At 60.6% G+C, this 20,365-nt stretch carries 17 protein-coding genes and 1 other RNA gene; 1 reads left to right on the forward strand and 17 read right to left on the reverse strand.

All coding sequences use genetic code 11. The annotated features are described in order from the left end of the window. Positions 1-86: 86 nt before the first annotated feature. On the forward strand, positions 87-1,583 hold the full coding sequence (locus ACYZT6_RS22005; RefSeq protein WP_462028622.1) for a diguanylate cyclase: 1,497 nt from the start codon (positions 87-89) through the stop codon (positions 1,581-1,583). A 197-nt stretch (positions 1,584-1,780) separates the two neighbouring features. Here ACYZT6_RS22005 and lpxC read toward each other — a convergent pair whose 3' ends face one another. From lpxC to rnpB, 17 genes are all read right to left on the reverse strand, one after another. Further along, positions 1,781-2,692, reverse strand: a complete 912-nt coding sequence (gene lpxC / locus ACYZT6_RS22010) for a UDP-3-O-acyl-N-acetylglucosamine deacetylase (RefSeq protein WP_017340679.1) — start codon at positions 2,690-2,692, stop codon at positions 1,781-1,783. 112 nt (positions 2,693-2,804) lie between these two features. Next, on the reverse strand, positions 2,805-3,998 hold the full coding sequence (ftsZ, locus tag ACYZT6_RS22015; protein WP_007943486.1) for a cell division protein FtsZ: 1,194 nt from the start codon (positions 3,996-3,998) through the stop codon (positions 2,805-2,807). A 94-nt stretch (positions 3,999-4,092) separates the two neighbouring features. Then, complete coding sequence (ftsA, locus tag ACYZT6_RS22020) at positions 4,093-5,352, reverse strand: cell division protein FtsA (RefSeq protein WP_128873758.1); 1,260 nt, start codon at positions 5,350-5,352, stop codon at positions 4,093-4,095. 15 nt (positions 5,353-5,367) lie between these two features. Next, positions 5,368-6,237: a cell division protein FtsQ/DivIB gene (locus ACYZT6_RS22025; RefSeq protein ID WP_462028623.1), complete on the reverse strand. Its 870-nt coding sequence runs from the start codon at positions 6,235-6,237 to the stop codon at positions 5,368-5,370. Positions 6,238-6,241: 4 nt separating this feature from the next. Then, complete coding sequence (locus ACYZT6_RS22030) at positions 6,242-7,198, reverse strand: D-alanine--D-alanine ligase (RefSeq protein WP_462028624.1); 957 nt, start codon at positions 7,196-7,198, stop codon at positions 6,242-6,244. Next, a complete protein-coding gene (murC, locus tag ACYZT6_RS22035) occupies positions 7,195-8,655 on the reverse strand; it encodes a UDP-N-acetylmuramate--L-alanine ligase (protein ID WP_462028625.1) in 1,461 nt (486 codons plus the stop codon). The genes ACYZT6_RS22030 and murC overlap by 4 nt, the downstream gene beginning before the upstream one ends. Next, positions 8,648-9,718, reverse strand: a complete 1,071-nt coding sequence (gene murG / locus ACYZT6_RS22040; RefSeq protein WP_462028626.1) for an undecaprenyldiphospho-muramoylpentapeptide beta-N-acetylglucosaminyltransferase — start codon at positions 9,716-9,718, stop codon at positions 8,648-8,650. The genes murC and murG overlap by 8 nt, the downstream gene beginning before the upstream one ends. After that, complete coding sequence (gene ftsW, locus ACYZT6_RS22045) at positions 9,708-10,925, reverse strand: putative lipid II flippase FtsW (RefSeq protein ID WP_462028627.1); 1,218 nt, start codon at positions 10,923-10,925, stop codon at positions 9,708-9,710. The genes murG and ftsW overlap by 11 nt, the downstream gene beginning before the upstream one ends. Beyond that, on the reverse strand, positions 10,922-12,268 hold the full coding sequence (murD, locus tag ACYZT6_RS22050; RefSeq protein ID WP_462028628.1) for a UDP-N-acetylmuramoyl-L-alanine--D-glutamate ligase: 1,347 nt from the start codon (positions 12,266-12,268) through the stop codon (positions 10,922-10,924). Before murD ends, ftsW begins: the two co-directional genes overlap by 4 nt. Before the next feature lie 5 nt (positions 12,269-12,273). Further along, positions 12,274-13,356, reverse strand: a complete 1,083-nt coding sequence (gene mraY / locus ACYZT6_RS22055; RefSeq protein ID WP_131059435.1) for a phospho-N-acetylmuramoyl-pentapeptide-transferase — start codon at positions 13,354-13,356, stop codon at positions 12,274-12,276. Continuing rightward, complete coding sequence (locus ACYZT6_RS22060; protein ID WP_462028629.1) at positions 13,356-14,723, reverse strand: UDP-N-acetylmuramoyl-tripeptide--D-alanyl-D-alanine ligase; 1,368 nt, start codon at positions 14,721-14,723, stop codon at positions 13,356-13,358. The genes mraY and ACYZT6_RS22060 overlap by 1 nt, the downstream gene beginning before the upstream one ends. Then, on the reverse strand, positions 14,716-16,179 hold the full coding sequence (locus ACYZT6_RS22065; RefSeq protein WP_462028630.1) for a UDP-N-acetylmuramoyl-L-alanyl-D-glutamate--2,6-diaminopimelate ligase: 1,464 nt from the start codon (positions 16,177-16,179) through the stop codon (positions 14,716-14,718). Before ACYZT6_RS22065 ends, ACYZT6_RS22060 begins: the two co-directional genes overlap by 8 nt. Next, the gene (locus tag ACYZT6_RS22070; protein WP_462029997.1) at positions 16,179-17,918 is read right to left on the reverse strand and encodes a peptidoglycan D,D-transpeptidase FtsI family protein; all 1,740 of its coding nucleotides are present in this window, start codon (positions 17,916-17,918) and stop codon (positions 16,179-16,181) included. Before ACYZT6_RS22070 ends, ACYZT6_RS22065 begins: the two co-directional genes overlap by 1 nt. Next, the gene (gene ftsL, locus ACYZT6_RS22075) at positions 17,918-18,211 is read right to left on the reverse strand and encodes a cell division protein FtsL (RefSeq protein ID WP_462028631.1); all 294 of its coding nucleotides are present in this window, start codon (positions 18,209-18,211) and stop codon (positions 17,918-17,920) included. Before ftsL ends, ACYZT6_RS22070 begins: the two co-directional genes overlap by 1 nt. Continuing rightward, entirely contained in the window at positions 18,208-19,155 is a 948-nt protein-coding gene (gene rsmH, locus ACYZT6_RS22080; protein ID WP_462028632.1) for a 16S rRNA (cytosine(1402)-N(4))-methyltransferase RsmH, read from the reverse strand. Before rsmH ends, ftsL begins: the two co-directional genes overlap by 4 nt. Next, on the reverse strand, positions 19,152-19,607 hold the full coding sequence (gene mraZ, locus ACYZT6_RS22085; RefSeq protein WP_008147486.1) for a division/cell wall cluster transcriptional repressor MraZ: 456 nt from the start codon (positions 19,605-19,607) through the stop codon (positions 19,152-19,154). Before mraZ ends, rsmH begins: the two co-directional genes overlap by 4 nt. A 355-nt stretch (positions 19,608-19,962) precedes the next feature. Beyond that, positions 19,963-20,316, reverse strand: an RNA gene (gene rnpB, locus ACYZT6_RS22090) — RNase P RNA component class A. Positions 20,317-20,365: the final 49 nt, after the last annotated feature.

A 20,365-nucleotide genomic window follows, 5' to 3' on the forward strand; every position in this document is an offset into this window, starting at 1 on the left:
CCCTGAACGCAAACGGCTCCCGGGGTTCTGCCCGATGATGCTTGCAGTAATACTTTCATAACGCCTTTTCAGCAGAAGCCAGAGCCATGAGTGTGAGCAACACAAAACCTCACGATCCGATCCGTTCGACCCGGTCGGAACGGCTTCTGGTTCTCGGCAGTTTGCTGTTGGTGATCGCAATACTGAGCATCGTCGCGTTCCTGCTGGTGCGAGAGCGCGTCAATGCAGAACTGTCTGCCACGCGCTCGGCGTCCAACATCGTGCAATTGATCGACGCCGACGTACTGCGCAATGTCGAACTCTATGACCTGTCCTTGCTGGGCCTGATCGCGGCCTCGCAGCGAGAAGACCTTAAGCAAGTGTCCCCCGCCATTCGCCATCTGGCCTTGTTTGACCGCGCCACTGCCGCGCCGTACAAGGGCGACATTTTGTTGCTGGACAACAAGGGCGACGTGATCGCCGACTCAGCCTCGGTGGAGCCCAGGAAGGGCAATTATGCCGACCGTGAATACTTTCAGTCCCACGTAAACAATCGCGACCCGGGCATGTTTATCAGCCGTCCCTTCCGCGCCAGGCAGGCTGAACATGAATGGCGGATCAGCTTCAGTCGCCGGGTCAGCGGCTCACAGGGCGAATTCCTCGGCGTGGCCGAAGCCGCCATGCGCTTGAGTTACTTCGATCAATTGTTCAACAGCTTGAGTATCGGTCGTGACAGCACGGTCAACCTGATCAGCTCGGACGGTATTCTGTTGGCCCAGGAACCCCGCCTGGCCGAAGAGCTGGTTGGCAAGGACTTCAGCGACCGCCCCAACTTCCAGCGCATCGTCAAAGAAGGCGACGGCAGCTTCACCAGTGTTTCAAGTCGCTACAAGGACGAACGCCTGTACACGTTCTCCAAGGTGGGCAACTTGCCGTTGATCGTCATCGTTGCCCTCTCCAGCGATGAAGTGTTTGCTTCGTGGAAGCGCACGGCGGTGGTGGTCAGCGTTGCGACGATTGCGCTGTGCATCAGCCTGCTTTGGCTGACCTGGCTGTTCTGCCGTGAACTGCGCCTGCGCCACAATGCCGAGCAGGAGTTAGCACAATTGGCGGCCACCGATGCCTTGACCGGGCTGGCCAACCGCCGAACGCTGGACCAGGCCCTGCGCCATGAATGGTTTCGCGCCCAACGGTCGGGCCAGCCGTTGTCGCTGCTGATGATTGACGCCGATCACTTCAAGGCCTTCAACGACCGCCATGGCCATCAGGCCGGCGACGAAGCGCTGCGCTCCTTGGCCAACGTCATCAGCAACCATGTCCGACGACCGGCGGACCTGGCTGCCCGTTACGGCGGCGAGGAGTTTTCGGTGATCCTGGCGGAAACCGATGGCGCGGGTGCGCGGCAGATTGCTGAATACATTCGCAAGGCGGTCGAGCAGTTGCCGTTGGTTGAGGGTGCCGCTTTGCCGATGACTGTCAGTATCGGGATCAGCACCTGGACGACGGAGACTGATATCAGCCTGGAGAGTTTGCTGTTTGCGGCGGACAAGGCGCTGTATCAGGCGAAGGAAGGTGGGCGGAATCGGGTGGTTGCTTCTGCCTGAAATCTTTGGTGTCACTACTGGCCTCTTCGCGGGCAAGCCTCGCTCCTACACGACTGCGTTGCACCAACTTCCGTGGTCGCCTCGTACCTGTAGGAGCGAGGCTTGCCCGCGAAGGGGCCAGTCTAGTCACCGCAAAATCAGGGCATAAAAAAAGGCCACCCGAAGGCAGCCTTTAAAAACTAGAGAGGTTTTTTTACTTACACGGCCGCAACGGGACGCATGTAAGAGATCGGTGCAGTGCTGGCGTCTTCGAAAGTCACGACTTCCCAAGCATCTGTCTGCTCAATCAACTTGCGCAGCAGCTGGTTGTTCAATGCATGTCCGGACTTGAAGCCCTTGAACTCACCAATCAGGCTATTGCCCAGCAGGTAGAGGTCACCAATTGCATCGAGGATCTTGTGCTTCACGAATTCGTCTTCATAGCGAAGGCCGTCTTCGTTCAGTACACCATCCGCGTCGACCACAATAGCGTTTTCAACGCTGCCGCCGAGTGCGAGGTTGTGCTTGCGCAGGTACTCGATGTCACTCATGAAACCAAAGGTACGGGCGCGGCTGACTTCTTTTACGAACGAAGTGCTGGAAAAATCCACGCTTGCACTTTGTGTGCGGTTACGGAAAACCGGGTGATCGAAATCGATCTCGAAACTCACCTTGAAGCCTTCGAAAGGGACGAAAGTGGCGCGCTTGTCGCCGTCTTCCACTGTCACTTCCCGCAGGATCCGGATGAACTTCTTCGGTGCGTCCTGTTCTTCCAGGCCGGCCGATTGAATCAGGAATACGAAAGGTCCAGCGCTACCATCCATGATCGGGACTTCAGACGCGGAGAGCTCGACGTAGGCGTTATCGATGCCCAGGCCAGCCATGGCCGAGAGCAAGTGCTCCACCGTATCCACTTTGGTGTCACCACTGACCAATGTGGTCGACATCGTGGTTTCACCAACGTTTTCCGCGCGGGCAGGAATTTGCACCACAGGGTCGAGGTCGGCACGACAAAACACAATGCCGGTGTCGATAGGTGCGGGCTTGAGGGTCAGGTATACCTTCTCCCCGGAGTGCAGGCCTACACCTGTGGCACGGATAATATTTTTCAGTGTGCGTTGTTTAATCATGGCTTGGGCCGCTTCAGCGCAAATTGCGAACTGGTATCAACAAAGGCTGGCGATAATAGCAGACCAGACCTTTGCTGAACACCAATCACCTTCATAGCCCTGATACATTCCATCAATCAGCCTGACGACGCAGGAAAGCCGGGATGTCCAGGTAATCCAGATCATCTTGCGGATTCATCTTCGCGGCAGTCGCAGCACCGGCCTGAGCCTGGTTGCGCATGACGGTCGGACGGTCCAGGTCACGGTAGTTTACCGCCGGTTGTTCCTGACGAGCGGGCGCCGATTGTTGCGGCTGGGAGGCCATGGAAGTGTGAACGGTGTTGTCGATGACCTTCACAGGCTTCTCGATTTTCGCGCCCAGACCGGTGGCAACCACAGTCACGTGCAGCTCGTCGCGCATGTCCGGATCGATAACGGTACCGACCTTGACCATCGCGTGCTCGGAAGCGAAGGCTTCGATGATGCTACCCACGTCGGAGTACTCACCCAGGGACAGGTCAGGACCGGCGGTGATGTTCACCAGGATGCCGCGTGCACCTTGCAGGTTCACGTCTTCGAGCAACGGGTTGCGAATGGCCGCTTCGGTGGCCTCACGTGCACGGTTCGGACCGCTGGCGCAGCCAGTGCCCATCATCGCCATGCCCATTTCGCTCATCACGGTCCGTACGTCGGCAAAGTCGACGTTGATCATGCCTGGACGCTTGATGATGTCGGAGATACCGCGAACGGCACCGGCCAGTACATCGTCGGCCTTGGCGAAAGCCGACAGAAGGCTGGCGTCTTTACCGAGGATGGTCAGCAGCTTCTCGTTGGGAATGGTGATCAACGAGTCAACGCTTTCAGACAGCAGACGAATACCTTCGTCGGCGATCTGCATGCGCTTGCGGCCTTCGAACGGGAACGGACGGGTCACCACCGCAACGGTGAGGATCCCCATTTCCTTGGCCACTTCGGCAATGATTGGCGCAGCACCGGTACCGGTACCACCGCCCATGCCTGTGGTGATGAACACCATATTGGTGCCCTGCAGGACTTCGGCAATGCGCTCACGGTCTTCGAGAGCGGCCTGACGACCTACTTCAGGGTTGGCGCCGGCGCCCAGACCTTTGGTCACGCCGGTGCCCAGTTGCAGGATGGTCCGCGCGCCGATGGATTTCAGCGCCTGGGCATCAGTGTTAGCGCAGATGAACTCAACGCCTTCAATGTTGCTCTTGACCATGTGGTTGACGGCGTTGCCGCCGCCTCCGCCAACACCGATAACTTTAATTACCGGGCTTGCGGGGATGTTGTCTACGAGTTCGAACATTTTCCCTCTCCTTTACGTTCTCTAGTTTTTTCGCCTACTGCTTGTATTGCTTTTGCTGCTTGTCGCTTGAAACTTGCCGCTTGGCGCTACTTCGTCAGAAGTTGCCTTGTACCCAGCTCTTGAAGCGATCGAGCAAGGCGACTTTCGGTTCTTCATTGCTGTAGCTGTCGCGGCTGCTGATGCCCGAGAACGAAATCCCGTCGGACTGCTTCTGCAGGCCGTACATCAACAAGCCAACGCCGGTGGAATAAATCGGGTTGCGCACCACGTCATCCAGGCCCTTGACGCCATGGGGCACGCCCAGGCGGACCGGCATGTGGAAGATCTCTTCGGCCAGTTCGACCGCGCCTTCCATCTTCGAAGTACCGCCGGTCAGCACGATGCCGGCCGGGATCAGGTCTTCGTAGCCACTGCGACGCAGTTCGGCCTGGATCAGCGTGAACAGCTCGTCGTAACGCGGCTCGACCACTTCGGCCAGGGCCTGGCGGGACAGCTCGCGCGGTGGACGGTCGCCAACGCTTGGCACCTTAATGGTTTCACCGGCACCGGCCAGCTTGGCCAGGGCGCAGGCGTAGCGAATCTTGATTTCTTCGGCGTACTGGGTCGGGGTGCGCAACGCCATGGCGATGTCGTTGGTCACCTGATCGCCCGCAATCGGGATCACGGCGGTATGACGGATCGCGCCTTCGGTGAAGATTGCGATGTCGGTGGTGCCGCCGCCGATGTCCACCAGGCACACGCCCAGCTCTTTCTCGTCGTCGGTCAGGACCGAATACGCGGACGCCAGTTGCTCGAGAATGATGTCGTCGATTTCCAGACCGCAGCGACGCACGCATTTTTCAATGTTCTGCGCAGCGTTGACGGCGCAGGTCACCACGTGAACCTTGGCTTCCAGGCGTACGCCCGACATGCCCAGCGGCTCACGAACGCCTTCCTGGTTATCGATCACGTAATCCTGCGGCAAGGTGTGCAGCACGCGCTGGTCAGCCGGGATCGCCACGGCCTGGGCCGCGTCGAGGACGCGCTCAAGGTCGGCGGCGCTGACTTCGCGATCACGAATCGCCACGATGCCGTGGGAGTTCAGGCTGCGGATGTGATTGCCGGCCACGCCGACGAACGCCGAGTGGATCCGGCAACCGGCCATCAGCTGCGCTTCTTCGATCGCGCGCTGGATCGATTGCACGGTGGACTCGATGTTCACCACCACGCCTTTCTTCAGGCCACGGGACGGATGAGTGCCGATCCCGACGATTTCCAGCGTGCCGTCGTCCGAAACCTCGCCGACCAGCGCCACCACCTTGGAGGTGCCGATATCGAGACCGACGATCATTTTGCCGCTTTGCACGTTTGCCATGGGTCCTGCCTCTTCTTAATTCTTCGCGACAGCGGGTTGGGCTATCGTGGGCGCTACAGGTTCCCGCCACCCAACAGCGAGGCCGTTGGCGTAGCGCAGATCGATGCGCGCAATGTTCGTAATCTGTTCTTTAAGCGTCTTGTCATAGATGGCAATGAAGCGGCGCATCTTTTCCACCAGCTTGCCGCGTCCCAGCAGCAGTTCGATCCCCGGGCCAGCGCTGCCGGCGCCGGTGGTCAGGAACCAGCTGCCTCGTTCACGCAACTCCAGGCGTGCAATCGAGAAGCCCAACGGCCTGAGCATCTGGCTCAGCACCTGGTATTGCTGCATCACTTGCTGTTGAGCCCGTTGTGGGCCGAACAGCTGTGGCAAGTGCTCGTAGTTCGCCAGCTCACGCGGGGTAAAGGCCTGACCCTGGTTGTTCAACAGCGATTCATCGCCCCAACGGGCCACCGGCAGTTGTTCTTCCAGGCGGATCACCACTTGATCCGGCCACACCCTGCGCACTTCGGCGTGGGCAATCCATGGCATCGTTTCAAGTTCGGTACGCATGCTCGCAAGATCGATGGTGAAGAAGCTCGACGCCACGTACGGGGCGATCCGCTGCTGCACCGCTTGCTGGCTGATGTAACTCAAATCGCCCTGCACGTTGATCTTGGTGATCGGCCGGTCGGCGTACGGCAACAAACGCTGTGCGCCTTCGTATGTACCGAACCCCAGCGCAACCAACAGCACCGGCCAGAACAGGCTTTTCAGAAAGCCAAAATTGGCTTTCGGCAGGCGCGCAGACATCGGCTCTTTGGCCACCATTCGGCTGGCACCCCGCGGCACCGGCTTGCGGCCGGGTACTGGAGGGGGCTGATGTCTCAGCTGTGCGCCTTGCATGGTCTTAACCTCGTGGCTCAATGCTTGCGGCCAGAATCGCCAGAACCAATTGCTGGAAATCCAGACCGGCAGCACGGGCCGCCATCGGCACCAGGCTGTGATCGGTCATGCCCGGTGCGGTGTTGACTTCGAGGAACCAGAACTGCCCGTCGGCGTCCTGCATCACGTCTGCCCTGCCCCAACCGGCGATACCCAGCGCCTCACAGGCTTTCGCCGTGAGGTCCATCAGTTCTTTTTCTTTGTTGCTGTCCAGGCCACACGGGATCCGGTACTGGGTATCGGAAGCCACGTACTTGGCGTCGTAGTCGTAGAAGCTGTGCGTGGTGCCCAGTGCAATCGGTGGCAACACCTGGTCACGCAGGGTGGCGATGGTGAACTCCGGACCTTGAATCCATTGCTCGACCAACACTTGCGAATCGTAGGTACTGGCCGCTTTCCAGGCGTCGATCAACTCCGACGCGGAACTCACTTTGGCCATACCGATACTTGAACCTTCATGGGCCGGTTTGACGATCAAAGGGAAGCCCAGTTCCGTCGCAGCGCAAATACAATCGGCTTCGGAACTCAGTACCGCATGGCGTGGTGTCGGGATGCCGAGGCTGTGCCAAACCTGTTTGGTCCGCAGCTTGTCCATGGCCAGTGCCGACGCCAGAACGCCGCTGCCGGTGTACGGAATGCCCAGGCATTCGAGCAGGCCCTGCATGCAGCCGTCTTCACCGCCACGACCGTGGAGGATGACGAAGGCGCGGTCGATCTTTTCGTTCAGCAAACGCTGCAGAAGGTCATCGCCCACATCGAGGCCGAACGCATCCACACCGGCGCTCAGCAGTGCGTCGAGCACAGCGTTACCCGACTTCAGGGACACCTCACGCTCGGCACTCTTGCCGCCGAACAGCACGGCGACGCGACCGAAATCTTTCGGCGCAATCGTGGAGACGAGGTTGGCGTAGGCAGCAGTCATTTCAACTTCCCCACAGTCGGCGCGGCAACAGCACCCGCGAATAGCGGACTGGCCAACAGTTTCGGGGCGAGACCACCGATATCGCCGGCGCCCTGGCACAGCAGGATGTCGCCGGCACGCAGCAGCGGCTTGACCAGCGGCGCGAGATCGACGCCACGCTCGATGTAGATCGGGTCGAGCTGACCGCGCTGACGAATGCTGTTGCACAACTTGCGGCTGTCGGCGCCCGGAATCGGTTCTTCACCGGCCGGGTAGACTTCCATCAGCAGCAGGACGTTGGCGTCGGCCAGTACATTGACGAAATCGTCGTACAGGTCGCGGGTGCGGCTGTAACGGTGCGGCTGGTAAACCATCACCAGACGGCGCTCCGGCCAGCCACCGCGTACGGCCTGGATCACGGCCGCGACTTCGGTCGGGTGGTGACCGTAGTCGTCGACCAGCATCACGTTGCCGCCGTCTACCGGCAGTTCGCCGTAGACCTGGAAGCGTCGGCCGACACCCTGGAACCCGGACAGGCCCTGGACGATGGCTTCATCGCTGACGCCTTCGTCGCTGGCGATGCAGATAGTGGCCAGCGCGTTCAATACGTTGTGGTTGCCCGGCATGTTCACCGAGACATCCAGCGGCTCGCGTTCAGGACGCAGCACGGTGAAGAAGGTCTGCATGCCTTGCTGGCGTACATTGATGGCGCGCACGTCGCAGTCATCGCCGAAGCCATAGGTGACGGTTGGGCGTTTCACCAGCGGCAGGATTTCACGCACCACCGGGTCGTCCAGGCACACCACCGCCAGACCGTAGAACGGCAGGTTATGGAGGAACTCGACGAAGGTTTTCTTCAGTTTGTTGAAGTCACCGTCGTAGGTCGCCATGTGGTCGGCGTCGATGTTGGTGACCACGGCCACCAGCGGCTGCAAGTGCAGGAAACTGGCGTCGCTTTCGTCGGCTTCGGCGATCAGGTAACGGCTGGTGCCGAGCTGGGCATTGGTGCCCGCGGCATTCAGTCGGCCACCGATGACGAACGTCGGGTCCAGGCCACCGGCCGCGAACACCGAAGCGATCAGGCTGGTGGTGGTGGTTTTGCCGTGCGTACCGGCGACGGCGATGCCGTGGCGATAGCGCATCAGCTCAGCCAGCATTTCGGCGCGTGGCACCACCGGGATACGGCGTTCCAGAGCGGTGGCGACTTCCGGGTTGGACGTGTTCACGGCGCTCGACACCACCAGCACGTCGGCAGCAGCGGCGTTCTCGGCACGGTGGCCGATAAAGATCTGCGCGCCAAAGGATTCGAGACGCTCGGTCACCGGCGATGCTTTAAGGTCGGAACCGGACACTTCATAGCCCAGGTTCAGCAACACTTCGGCGATGCCGCACATGCCCACGCCGCCGATACCGACGAAGTGGATGCGACGGATGCGGCGCATTTCCGGTTGCGGCATGGCTTTCTGTTTCTCAACCATGGGCCACCTCCAGACAGGTATCGACCACGTTACGGGTTGCATCGGGTTTGGCCAGGCGGCGTGCCGCGGTGGCCATGTCGTTGAGTCGTTGTGGTTGCATCAGGACCTCTGTCAGGCGTGCGGCAAGATCCGCTGCGCCAGTCGTTCTTTGCGGCATCAGGAAGGCAGCGCCTTCACGGGCCAAATAATCGGCGTTGCGGGTCTGGTGATCGTCGATCGCGTGGGGCAAAGGCACCAGCATCGAGGGCAGACCGGCGGCAGCCAGTTCACTGATGGTCAATGCGCCTGCGCGGCACACCACCAGGTCGGCCCAGCCATAGGCTTGGGCCATGTCTTTGATGAAGGGCTGCACTTGCGCCTCGACGCCAGCCGCGCGATAGCGCTCTGCAGTCACTTCATCGTGGTTTTTGCCGGCCTGATGGAACACTTCCGGGCGCAGGTCGGGGGCGACTTGCGACAGGGCTTCAGGCAGCAACTTGTTCAACGGCTCTGCGCCCAGGCTTCCGCCCAGGATCAGCAAACGCGCCTTGCGACCCGCCAGGACGGGGCGCTGTGTTTCGAGGAACAGCTCGGTGCGCACCGGGTTACCGGTGGTCCGACGGCTGTCCGACAGGGTAAAGGTGTCGGGGAACGCTTCACAGACTCGGGCGGCCAACGGCACCAGCAACCGATTGGCGGTACCGGCCACGGCGTTCTGTTCATGAACGATCACCGGCACGCCGGCCAGTTTGGCTGCAACGCCGCCAGGACCGGTGACATAACCACCGAAGCCGACCACACACACCGGCCGCAGCTGGCGAATGATCGCCCGCGCCTGCCAGACGGATTTGAGCAACATGAACGGAGCCTTGAGCAAGGACAATTTGCCCTTGCCGCGCAACCCGCTGGCATTGATCCGATGCAGCTCGATCCCGGTCATCGGCACCAGATCGTTCTCGATGCCACGTGGTGTTCCGAGCCAGTGCACGGTGTAACCGCGGGCCTGGAATTCGCGAGCACAGGCCAGCGCCGGGAACACGTGGCCACCGGTACCGCCCGCCATGATCAAGACGTTAGCGCCCATGGTTCGGCTCCTCGACGAAGTCGCTCTCATGGAACTCCATCTCTTCGCTGCCCAGGTGGGTTCGACTCTCCCACTCGATGCGCAATAACAAGCCGAGACAGGCACCGCAGATCACCAACGAACTGCCGCCATAACTGAGGAACGGCAGGGTCAGGCCCTTGGTCGGCAGCAGGCCGACGTTCACCCCGATGTTGATCAGGAACTGGCCGATCCACAGGAACGACAAGCCGTACGCGATGTAGGCGGCGAAGAACTGCTTGGCCTTCTCGGCCCAATAGCCGATGTACATGCCACGTACACACACGAAGACGAACAGCGCGACCGTGCACAAGGAGCCTATGGCACCCAGTTCTTCGGCCAGGACCGAGAACACGAAGTCGGTGTGGGCTTCCGGCAGGTAGAACTGCTTCTGCACGCTGTTGCCCAGGCCAACGCCCAGCCATTCGCCGCGACCAAACGCGATCAATGCCTGAGACAACTGATAGCCGGCACCGAACTGGTCGGCCCACGGATCGGCAAAGTTGGTCAGACGTGCCATTCGATACGGCTGCACCTGAATCAACAGGACCACCGCCCCGACCGCCAGGACCACCATCAAGGAAAAACGGAACAGCCCGACACCGCCGAGGAATAGCATCGCCGCCGCGGCGCCCATCATGACAACGGTGGCGCCGAAGTCCGGTTCCATCAGCAACAGACCGGCCATGGGCAGCAGAACGATGAACGGCTTGAAGAAGCCCATCCAGCTTTCCCGCACTTCTTTCTGGCGACGCACCAGATAACCGGCGAGGTAGATCACCACGAACACCTTGGCGATCTCGGACGGCTGGACGTTGAAGAAACTGAAGCCGATCCAGCGCATCGAACCGTTCACTTCACGGCCGATCCCCGGGATGATCACCATCACCAGCAAACCGAACGCGCCAATCAGCATCAGCCAGCCCAGGCGTTGCCAGGTGGCGATCGGAATCATCATGGTGACGATGCAGGCACCCAGGCCCAGCACGATGTAGATCAGGTGGCGAATCATGTAGTACAGGGCACTGCCCGACTGCACGGCCCCCACTTCGGTCGAGGCCGATGCAATCATGACCAGCCCGAGGCCGATCAAGGCCAGGCAACCGGCGAGCATCGGGAAGTCGAGATCGATCCCGCGCCCGGTGATGATCGGCGACGGATAAGGCTTGATGATATTGAGCAGGCTCATGCCAGTTCCTCCACGGCGCGGACGAACTGATGACCACGGTCTTCGTAATTCTTGAACATGTCGAAACTGGCGCAGGCCGGCGACAGCAGCACGACGTCGCCCGGTTGCGCAGCGGCGCGGCACTGCGCGACGGCTTCGACCAGCGAAGCGGCGCGGATCAGCGGCACGGCATCGCCAATGGCCTCACCGATCTTGTCGGAGTCGCGACCCATCAGGATCACGGCGCGGCAGTTGGCCGCCACCGGATCACGCAGATCATTGAACTCGGCGCCCTTGCCATCGCCACCGGCGATCAGCACGACCTTGCCGTCGATGTCCGCGCCCAGCCCTTCGATGGCCGCCAGTGCGGCGCCGACGTTGGTGGCTTTGGAATCGTTGTAGTAGCCCACGCCATCCAGATCACGGACCCATTGGCAGCGATGATCAAGCCCAGCGAAGGTGCGCAGGCTCGAGAGCATCGCATCGAACGGCAGGCCGACGGCGTGGCCCAGCGCCAATGCCGCCAAGGCGTTGGACTGGTTGTGGGCGCCACGAACTTTCAACTCGCGTACCGGCATCAGGTTCTGGAATTCGAAGGCGAGGAATTTCTCGCCGTCTTCTTCGCGGATCCCGAAGGCCTTGAAATCGGGTTTGCTCAAACCGAAGGTCCAGCATGGCTGGCCCTCGCCCATCAGCGGACGGCTGAGGGCATCCTGACGGTTGACCACAAACTGCTTCGCACCACGGAAGATCCGGTGCTTGGCCAGGTGATAAGCCGGCAGACCGCTGTAGCGGTCCATGTGGTCTTCACTGACGTTGAGCACGGTCGCCACTTCGGCGTTGAGTTGATCGGTGGTTTCGAGCTGGAAGCTCGACAGCTCCATCACGTACAGCTCGACGTCATCGCTGAGCAAATCCAGCGCCGGCGTACCGAGGTTGCCACCGACAGCGACACGCTTGCCGGCCGCCGCAGCCATCTCGCCAACCAGGGTGGTGACGGTGCTTTTCGCGTTGGAACCGCTGATGGCGACAATCGGCGCCTTCGCGTTACGCGCGAACAGCTCGATGTCACCGGACAATTTCACGCCACGGGCGGCGGCAGCCTGCAGGGCCGGGGTCGCCAGCGCCAGGCCGGGGCTCACGTAGAGCTCGTCGGCACGGCACAGGAATTCGACGTCCAGCTCGCCACAACGCACTTCCACGTGCGGATAGTCACGCTTGAGCGTGGCCAGTTCCGGTGGATTGTCCCGCGTATCGGCCACAGCAAACGACGTGCCCCGGTTCGCCAGGAAGCGAACCAGGGACATGCCGCTCTTGCCGAGGCCGACAACGATGCGGAAGTGGTCAGAAGCGATCAGAGACACTCGTTCTACCTCAGCTTCAGGGTGGCAAGGCCGACCAATACGAGAATCACGGTGATGATCCAGAAACGGACGATCACGCGCGGCTCGGGCCAGCCCTTGAGTTCAAAGTGGTGGTGAATCGGTGCCATGCGGAACACACGGCGACCGGTCAACTTGAAAGAAGCAACCTGGATAACGACGGACAGGGTCTCCATCACGAACACGCCGCCCATGATGAACAGGACGATTTCCTGACGGACGATCACCGCGATGGTGCCAAGAGCCGCGCCCAGCGCCAGTGCGCCGACGTCGCCCATGAAAACTTGCGCCGGATAGGTGTTGAACCAGAGGAAACCGAGGCCTGCACCGATCAAGGCACCGCAGAACACGATCAGCTCACCGGCGCCCGGTACGTACGGGATCAGCAAGTATTCAGCGAATTTCACGTTACCCGACAGGTAGCAAAAGATCCCCAGCCCGCCGCCGACCATGACCGTCGGCATGATCGCCAGACCGTCGAGGCCATCGGTCAGGTTGACCGCGTTGCTCGAGCCGACAATCACGAAATAGGTCAGGACCACGAAGCCTATGCCCAGCGGAATGCTGTAGTCCTTGAGCATCGGCAGGATCAGGGTGGTTTCCACCGGGGTGGCGGCGGTCATATAAAGGAAGATCGCCGCGCCGAGGCCGAACACTGACTGCCAGAAATATTTCCAGCGGCTCGGCAAGCCACGGGAGTTTTTCTCGATCACCTTGCGATAGTCGTCGACCCAGCCGATAGCGCCGAACAGCAACGTCACCAGCAACACGGTCCAGACATAACGGTTGCTCAAGTCAGCCCAGAGCAAGGTGCTGACACCGATGGACGACAGAATCAGTGCGCCGCCCATGGTCGGGGTACCCGACTTGGACAAGTGCGATTGTGGACCGTCGTTACGAACGGATTGACCGATCTGACGGTTCTGCAACGTGCGGATCATCCACGGGCCAAAGCACAGCGACAAAACCAGCGCGGTCAGCACACCGAGGATCCCGCGCAGGGTCAGGTACTGAAAGACCGCGAAGCCTTTGTAGAACTGTTGCAGATACTCCGCTAGCAGCAGCAGCATTAATGTTTCTCCAGGCTGGACCCGCACAAAGCGGCGACGATGTTTTCCATCGCAGCGCTGCGCGAGCCCTTGATCAAAATGGTGGTGTTTGTGTCTTGCTCGGCGCCCAGGGCCTTGATCAGCTCAGCTTGAGTGCTGAAGTGAAAGGCCTGGGGACCGAAAGCGTTCACGGCGTGAGCCATCAGTGGCCCGACGGCGTAAAGCGCAGAAACCTTGCCACGGGCGTACTCGCCCACATCGCGGTGGCCCTGCTCCGCCCAATCGCCCAGTTCGCCGATATCTCCGAGCACCAGAACGGTGCGGCCGGAAAAGCCGGCGAGTATATCAACGGCGGCGCACATGGAGGTGGGGTTCGCGTTGTACGTGTCATCGATCACGCGCATGCCATTGGTGGCCAGTTGCGCGACGGTACGCCCCTTGACCGGTTGCACCGCGCCGAGACCTGTGGCGATGCCGAACAGCGATACGCCCAAGGCATGGGCGGCAGCGGCGGCGGCCATGGCATTGGCGACGTTATGGGTGCCGAGCAGGTTCAGTTGAACCCGTTCCACACCTTCCGGACTGTGCAGGTTGAAGGCAGGGCAACCGCGCGCATCGCGATCCAGGTCGCTGGCGTAGAAGTCGGCGCTGACATTACTCAGGGCGAACGTCAGGACTTTGCGACCGGCCGCGCGGGTCTTCCAGATGTCGAACGCCTTGTCGTCAAGATTCAGAACGGCGACGCCATCGGCATCCAGTCCTTCAATGATCTCGCCCTTGGCTTCAACGATTTTTTCCGGCCCACCGAACTCACCGACGTGGGCGGTCCCTGCGTTGTTGAGCACGGCCACATGGGGCTTGGTCATGCCGACGGTGTAGGCAATTTCGCCCAGACGCGAAGCACCGAGTTCGATCACGGCGGCGGTGTGTTCCGGCGCGAGCTCGAGCAGGGTCAGCGGGACGCCGAGGTCGTTGTTCAGGTTGCCACGGGTCGCCAGTACCGGACCGCGGGTGCGCAGGATGCTGGCGAGCATTTCCTTGACCGTGGTTTTACCGCTGGAACCGGTGATCGCCGCGACAGGGCTGGTAAACGCCGCACGGTTTATCGCGCCCAACTGACCCAACGCCTCGCGGGTATCTTTGACCAGCAATTGCGGCAGTGCGCTGTCGGCGACTTCACGCTCGACCAACGCACCGACGGCGCCTTTACTGGCCACGTCGTTCAAATAATCATGACCATCGAAGCGCGGGCCGGTCAGCGCAATAAAGAGCTGGCCTGGCTTGATTGCGCGGCTGTCGATGCTGACGCCATCGAACGTGGCATCGGCCGCGATCAATTTCGCATTCAGTGCGACGGTCAGTTCGCTCAGTTTCAAGGCTTTAAGCATGCGCCACCTCCCACGCGGTCAAGGCGTGATCGGCCTCGACCAGATCGGAGAAGTCGTGACGCTCGCCGTTGATTTCCTGATAGTCCTCGTGACCTTTGCCGGCCAGGACAATCACGTCATCCGCCGAAGCGCTGGCGATCAACTGGGCAATCGCCTGACCACGGCCGGCGACGAAGGTCACTTTATCCACAGCGGTAAAACCGGCGCGGATGTCATCGAAAATGACTGCCGGGTCTTCAGTACGCGGATTGTCATCGGTCACCAGCACGCCGTCGGCCAGACGCTCGACCACTTCCGCCATCAGCGGACGCTTGCCGCGATCACGATCACCGCCGCAGCCGAACAGGCACAACAAACGGCCTTTGGCGTGTGGACGCAGGGCCATCAATACTTTTTCCAGCGCATCCGGGGTGTGGGCGTAGTCGACCACCACCAATGGCTGGGTACCGCCGCCCAGACGCTGCATGCGACCGGCCGGGCCTTCGAGTTTCGGCAGGACCTTGAGGATTTCGTCCAGCGCGTAGTCCAGGCCAAGCAAGGCGCCGACCGCTGCCAGCACGTTGCTCAGGTTGAAACGACCGAGCAAGGTGCTGCGCAAGTGGTGCTCGCCTTGTGGCGTGACCAACGTCGCGCGCACGCCTTCGTCGGTGAATTGCGCTTCACGGCAATAGAGGTAGGCGCTCGAATCTTCAAGGCTGTAGGTGATCAGGCGCGACTCACGCTTGTCCGCAGCCAGTTGGCGGCCGAACTCGTCGTCGAGATTGATCACCCGGCACTTCAAATCGTTCCAGGCAAACAGCTTGGCCTTGGCTTCGCCGTAGGCTTGCATGGTGCCGTGGTAATCCAGGTGATCGCGCGACAGGTTGGTCATCACCGCCACATCAAACGCCAGCGCCGTCACACGGCCTTGATCGAGACCGTGGGAAGACACTTCCATGGCCACGGCTTTGGCACCGGCCTTTTTCAGGTCAGCCAACGTCGCTTGCACGGCGATCGGGTTCGGCGTGGTGTGCAGGCCGCTTTCCAGCGCGCCGTAGAAACCGGTGCCCAGGGTGCCGACAATGCCGCAGTGTTGGCCGAGCAAGTCCAAGGCTTGCGCGACCAATTGCGTCACGCTGGTTTTGCCGTTGGTGCCGGTTACGCCGACCAGGTTCAGGTGCCGGCTCGGGTCGCCATAAAAGCGACCGGCGATGTCCGACAGCTGCGCCGCCAGGCCTTTGACCGGAATCAGCGGCGCATCAGTGATTGGCAACACGGTAGCGCCTACGACTTCATACGCCACGGCGGCAGCGCCGCGTTGCAAGGCATCGGCGATGTGCGCGCGACCGTCGTACTTGCCGCCAGGGACGGCGAGGAACAGATCGCCTGCCCGCACGTTGCGGCTGTCCAGGGTCAGCTCGCGAATCAACAGATCGCGGCCGGCGTGGGCAAAAATCTTGTTCAGGCTCAGAGACATTAGCCGCGCCCTCCATTGGCTTTCAGCGGAACGACCGGTGTAGCGTTAGCGGTTTGAGTCGGCGGCAGGTTGTCCGGGGTGATGTTCATCAGGCGCAGCGTCCCGGACATCACCTTGCTGAACACCGGTGCCGATACCAGGCCACCGAAGTAACCGGCCTTGGTCGGTTCATCGATCACCACCACGATGGCGTAGCGCGGATCGCTCATCGGGCCGAAGCCGGCGAACAGCGAACGGTAGGAATTCTCGGCGTAGCCTTTGGTGCCGACCGACGTTTTACGCGCGGTACCCGATTTGCCGCCCACGTGATACGCCGGCACTTGCGCACGGAATACGCCGCGCGGGGCTTCGATCACTTGTTGCAGCATAGTTTGCATGGTTTTCGCGACAGCTTCCGGCAATACCTGTGTGGTTTGCGGCGCCTTGTCGGTTTTGATCAGGGTCAGCGGCGCGAGGCGACCATTGTTGGCCAGGGCCGAGAAGGCGTGGACCAACTGGATCGCTGTCACGGAAATACCGTAGCCATAAGACAGCGTGGCGGTTTCAGCCTTGCGCCATTCGCGGTAGTTCGGCAGGTTGCCGACGCGCTCGCCCGGGAAGCCCAGGCCGGTGTCCTGGCCGAGGCCGACTTTCTGCGCGAGGCGGAAGATGGTTTCGCCGCCGATATCGAACGCGACCTTACTCATGCCGACGTTACTGGAGTTGATCAGAATGCCAGTCAGGTCGAGTACCGGACCTTCGCTCTTGGATACGTCCTTGATGGTGTATTTACCAATCTGCAAGGTGCCCGGGTACACCTCGACGGTATCGGTCGGCTTCCAGCGCCCGGTTTCAATCGCGGCGCTCATGGAAATGGCTTTCATGGTCGAACCCGGCTCGAACACGTCGATCATTGCGCGGTTGCGCATCATCGCCGGTTGCAGGTTGCGACGGTTGTTCGGGTTGTAGGTCGGCTGGTTGACCATGGCGAGGATCTCGCCGGTCTTCACGTCCATGATCACCAGGCTGCCGGCCTTGGCGCCGTTCTCGATGATCGCGTTACGCAGCTCGCGGTTGGCCAGGTATTGCAGGCGCAGGTCAATGGACAACGCCAAGGGCTTGCCGGCCTTGGCGTTTTTGGTGACCTGGACATCCTTGATAAGTCGGCCACGCCGATCCTTGATGACCTGTCGCTTGCCGGCGACCCCGGCCAGCCATTCGTCGTAGGCCAGTTCGACCCCTTCACGGCCGTGGTCATCAATGTCGGTAAAGCCGACCATGTGCGCGGTGACTTCACCGGCCGGGTAGAAACGCCGGAATTCTTCGATGCCGTAAACACCCGGCACTTTCAGGTCGAGCACAGACTGGCCTTGCTCGGGGGTCAACCCGCGCACCAGGTAGATGAATTCTTTGTTGGCCTGGGCTTCGAGACGTTCGGCCAGGGCTTTAGGATCCTGGCCCAGAGCGGCGGCCAGTGCTGGCCATTTCTCTTTGGCCAGTTGCATTTCCTTGGCGTTCGCCCACAGCGTGGTGACCGGGGTACTCACGGCCAAAGGCTCGCCGTTACGGTCGGTGATCAGACCACGGTGAGCCGGAATCGGAATGTGACGAACGCTACGCGCATCGCCCTGACCTTTAAGGAAGGCACGGTCGACGACTTGCAGGTCGATAATGCGCCAGCAAATAGCCGCGACCATAACGCCGAGCAAGCCCAGCACCAGGCGGAAACGCCACGGGAACAGTGCGCCTTCGAGTTTCATCATGGCGCCACCATCCGCACATCAGCTGCGCCGGGAATGCGCATCTTCAGTTGCTCGGTGGCCAGGACTTCGATACGGCTGTGCGCGGTCCAGGTGCTCTGCTCGAGAATCAACCGGCCCCACTCCGCCTGCGCCTTGTCGCGCACGCTCAACTCGGCGTACAGCGAGTTCAGCAACTGACGGTTCCAGTGAGCGCTGTACGACACGCCAATGGCCGAAACGAGCACGGCGACAAACAGCAGCAGCATGAAAAAGCTGCCGCCGGGCAGTGGCTTGGCGAAAAGCTTGCTCACCGCAGCTTCTCCGCGACGCGCATGACGGCGCTGCGGGAGCGTGGGTTGGCTTTGAGTTCGGCCTCGGAGGCGGACTGCGCTTTGCCATGGATTTTAATGATCGGTTCGAAAGCGACGTGACGGACCGGCAGGTTGCGCGGCAGGTTGTCGGCTTCGCCTTTCACCAGTTTGCGCATGAACAGTTTGACGATGCGGTCTTCCAGCGAGTGGAAGCTGATGACGACCAGGCGGCCGCCCACTTCCAGGCAGTCCAGCGCGGCTTCGAGGCCGGCTTCCAGATCGCCCAGTTCGTTGTTGACGTGAATGCGCAGGCCCTGGAACGCACGGGTTGCAGGGTTCTTGCCCTTTTCCCATGCCGGGTTGGCGACTTTCAGGACTTCAGCCAGATCGGCGGTGCGCTCGAACGGCTTGATGTCGCGGCGCTCGGCCACGGCACGGGCCATGCGGCCGGAGAAACGTTCTTCGCCGTATTGCTTGAATACCCGGGCAATTTCTTCCGCCGGTGCGGTGTTGACGAATTCGGCAGCGCTGATCCCGCGGGACGGGTCCATGCGCATGTCGAGCGGGCCATCATTGAGGAAACTGAAGCCGCGCTCAGGGTCGTCGAGTTGCGGCGAAGACACGCCGAGGTCGAGCAAAACGCCGCTGACCTTGCCGTGCAGACCGCGTTCGGCCACTTCCGAACCGAGCTCGGCAAAGCTGCGTTGCACAACGACAAAGCGGCCGTCTTCGGCCGCTAGCGTTTGCCCGGTGGCAATCGCTTGAGGATCTTTGTCGAATCCGAGGACCCGACCATCGGGACCGAGCTGGCTGAGGATCAGCCGACTGTGTCCGCCGCGCCCGAACGTGCCGTCCAGATAGCAGCCATCAGGACGTACGGCGAGAGCCTCCACGGCTTCGTCAAGCAGTACGGTGATGTGGTTAAAGCCGCTATCAATAGTCACAGGATCAAATCACGCAGTTCATCAGGCATGGCGCCCGGTTGTTGAATAGCAGCCAGGTCAGCGGCAGAAACCGCATCCCAGGCATCCTCGTCCCACAATTGGAACTTGTTCAGTTGGCCTACCAACATCGCGCGCTTATCCAACTTGGCATATTCGCGAAGACGTGGCGGAACCAGAAAACGACCACTGCCATCGAGCTCGAGGTCGACGGCATTACCAATCAGTAAACGTTGCAGGCGGCGGTTCTCTTCGCGAAGCGAAGGCAGTGCGCGCAGTTTGGTTTCGATAATTTCCCACTCATCGAGGGGGTAAACACACAAACACGGATCAACGGCATCAATTGTGACGATTAACTGACCGGAACTACGCGAAACGAGCTCGTCACGGTACCGGCTCGGCATGGCGAGACGGCCCTTTGCATCGAGACTGATAGCGTTAGCTCCGCGAAACACGTCAGCGTTTCTCCAAATATTAGCGTTTTACGCTCAAAAAACCCACTTCATGCCACTTTCCGCCACTTGCGCACACTATAGGAATGCGGCCACCGCACCGTCAAGGCGCGGATTAAAGGAAAAGCCTTACAGAACTGAGATTTAGGAGGGTAAACGGAGGGGTAACGACAATCCGGCAGATGAATTTGTCCGATAACTTGAATCAGCACAGAAGGCTGCGTTCGAAAGTTAAAGTAATTTATTAAGAGTAAGATTTTTTCGGTATTACGAAAGTGTTCTGGCAACGATTCTGGAAGGAGGGAAAAGGCTACTACCAGCGCCCTGCTCAATGATTAAAGCAGGGAGGGGAAAAAAGGTGGAGAGTCGATCTGTAAGCCGGGTTCTGTCTTGAACAGTCATTCGTCTACGATGGCCATCACTGGACATCTTTAGCAACCTACCCGGCCCCAGCGCGGGCCACGCCTTGGGACCCTATTTGGTCTTGCTCCAAGTGGGGTTTACCTAGCCACGAACTGTTGCCAGACGTGCGGTGCGCTCTTACCGCACCTTTTCACCCTTACCGGCGCCGAAGCGCTTAGGCGGTTATTTTCTGTGGCACTTTCCGTAGGCTCACGCCTCCCAGGCATTACCTGGCACTTCGCCCTATGGAGCCCGGACTTTCCTCCCCCCCCTAATTTTCATAGAGGGCAGCGACTGTCCAATCGACTCTCCGCCGCGAAGGTTAACGGCAGAGCGGCCGAAGAACAAGCGCTAAACGC

Source organism: Pseudomonas sp. RT6P73 (assembly GCF_054897715.1).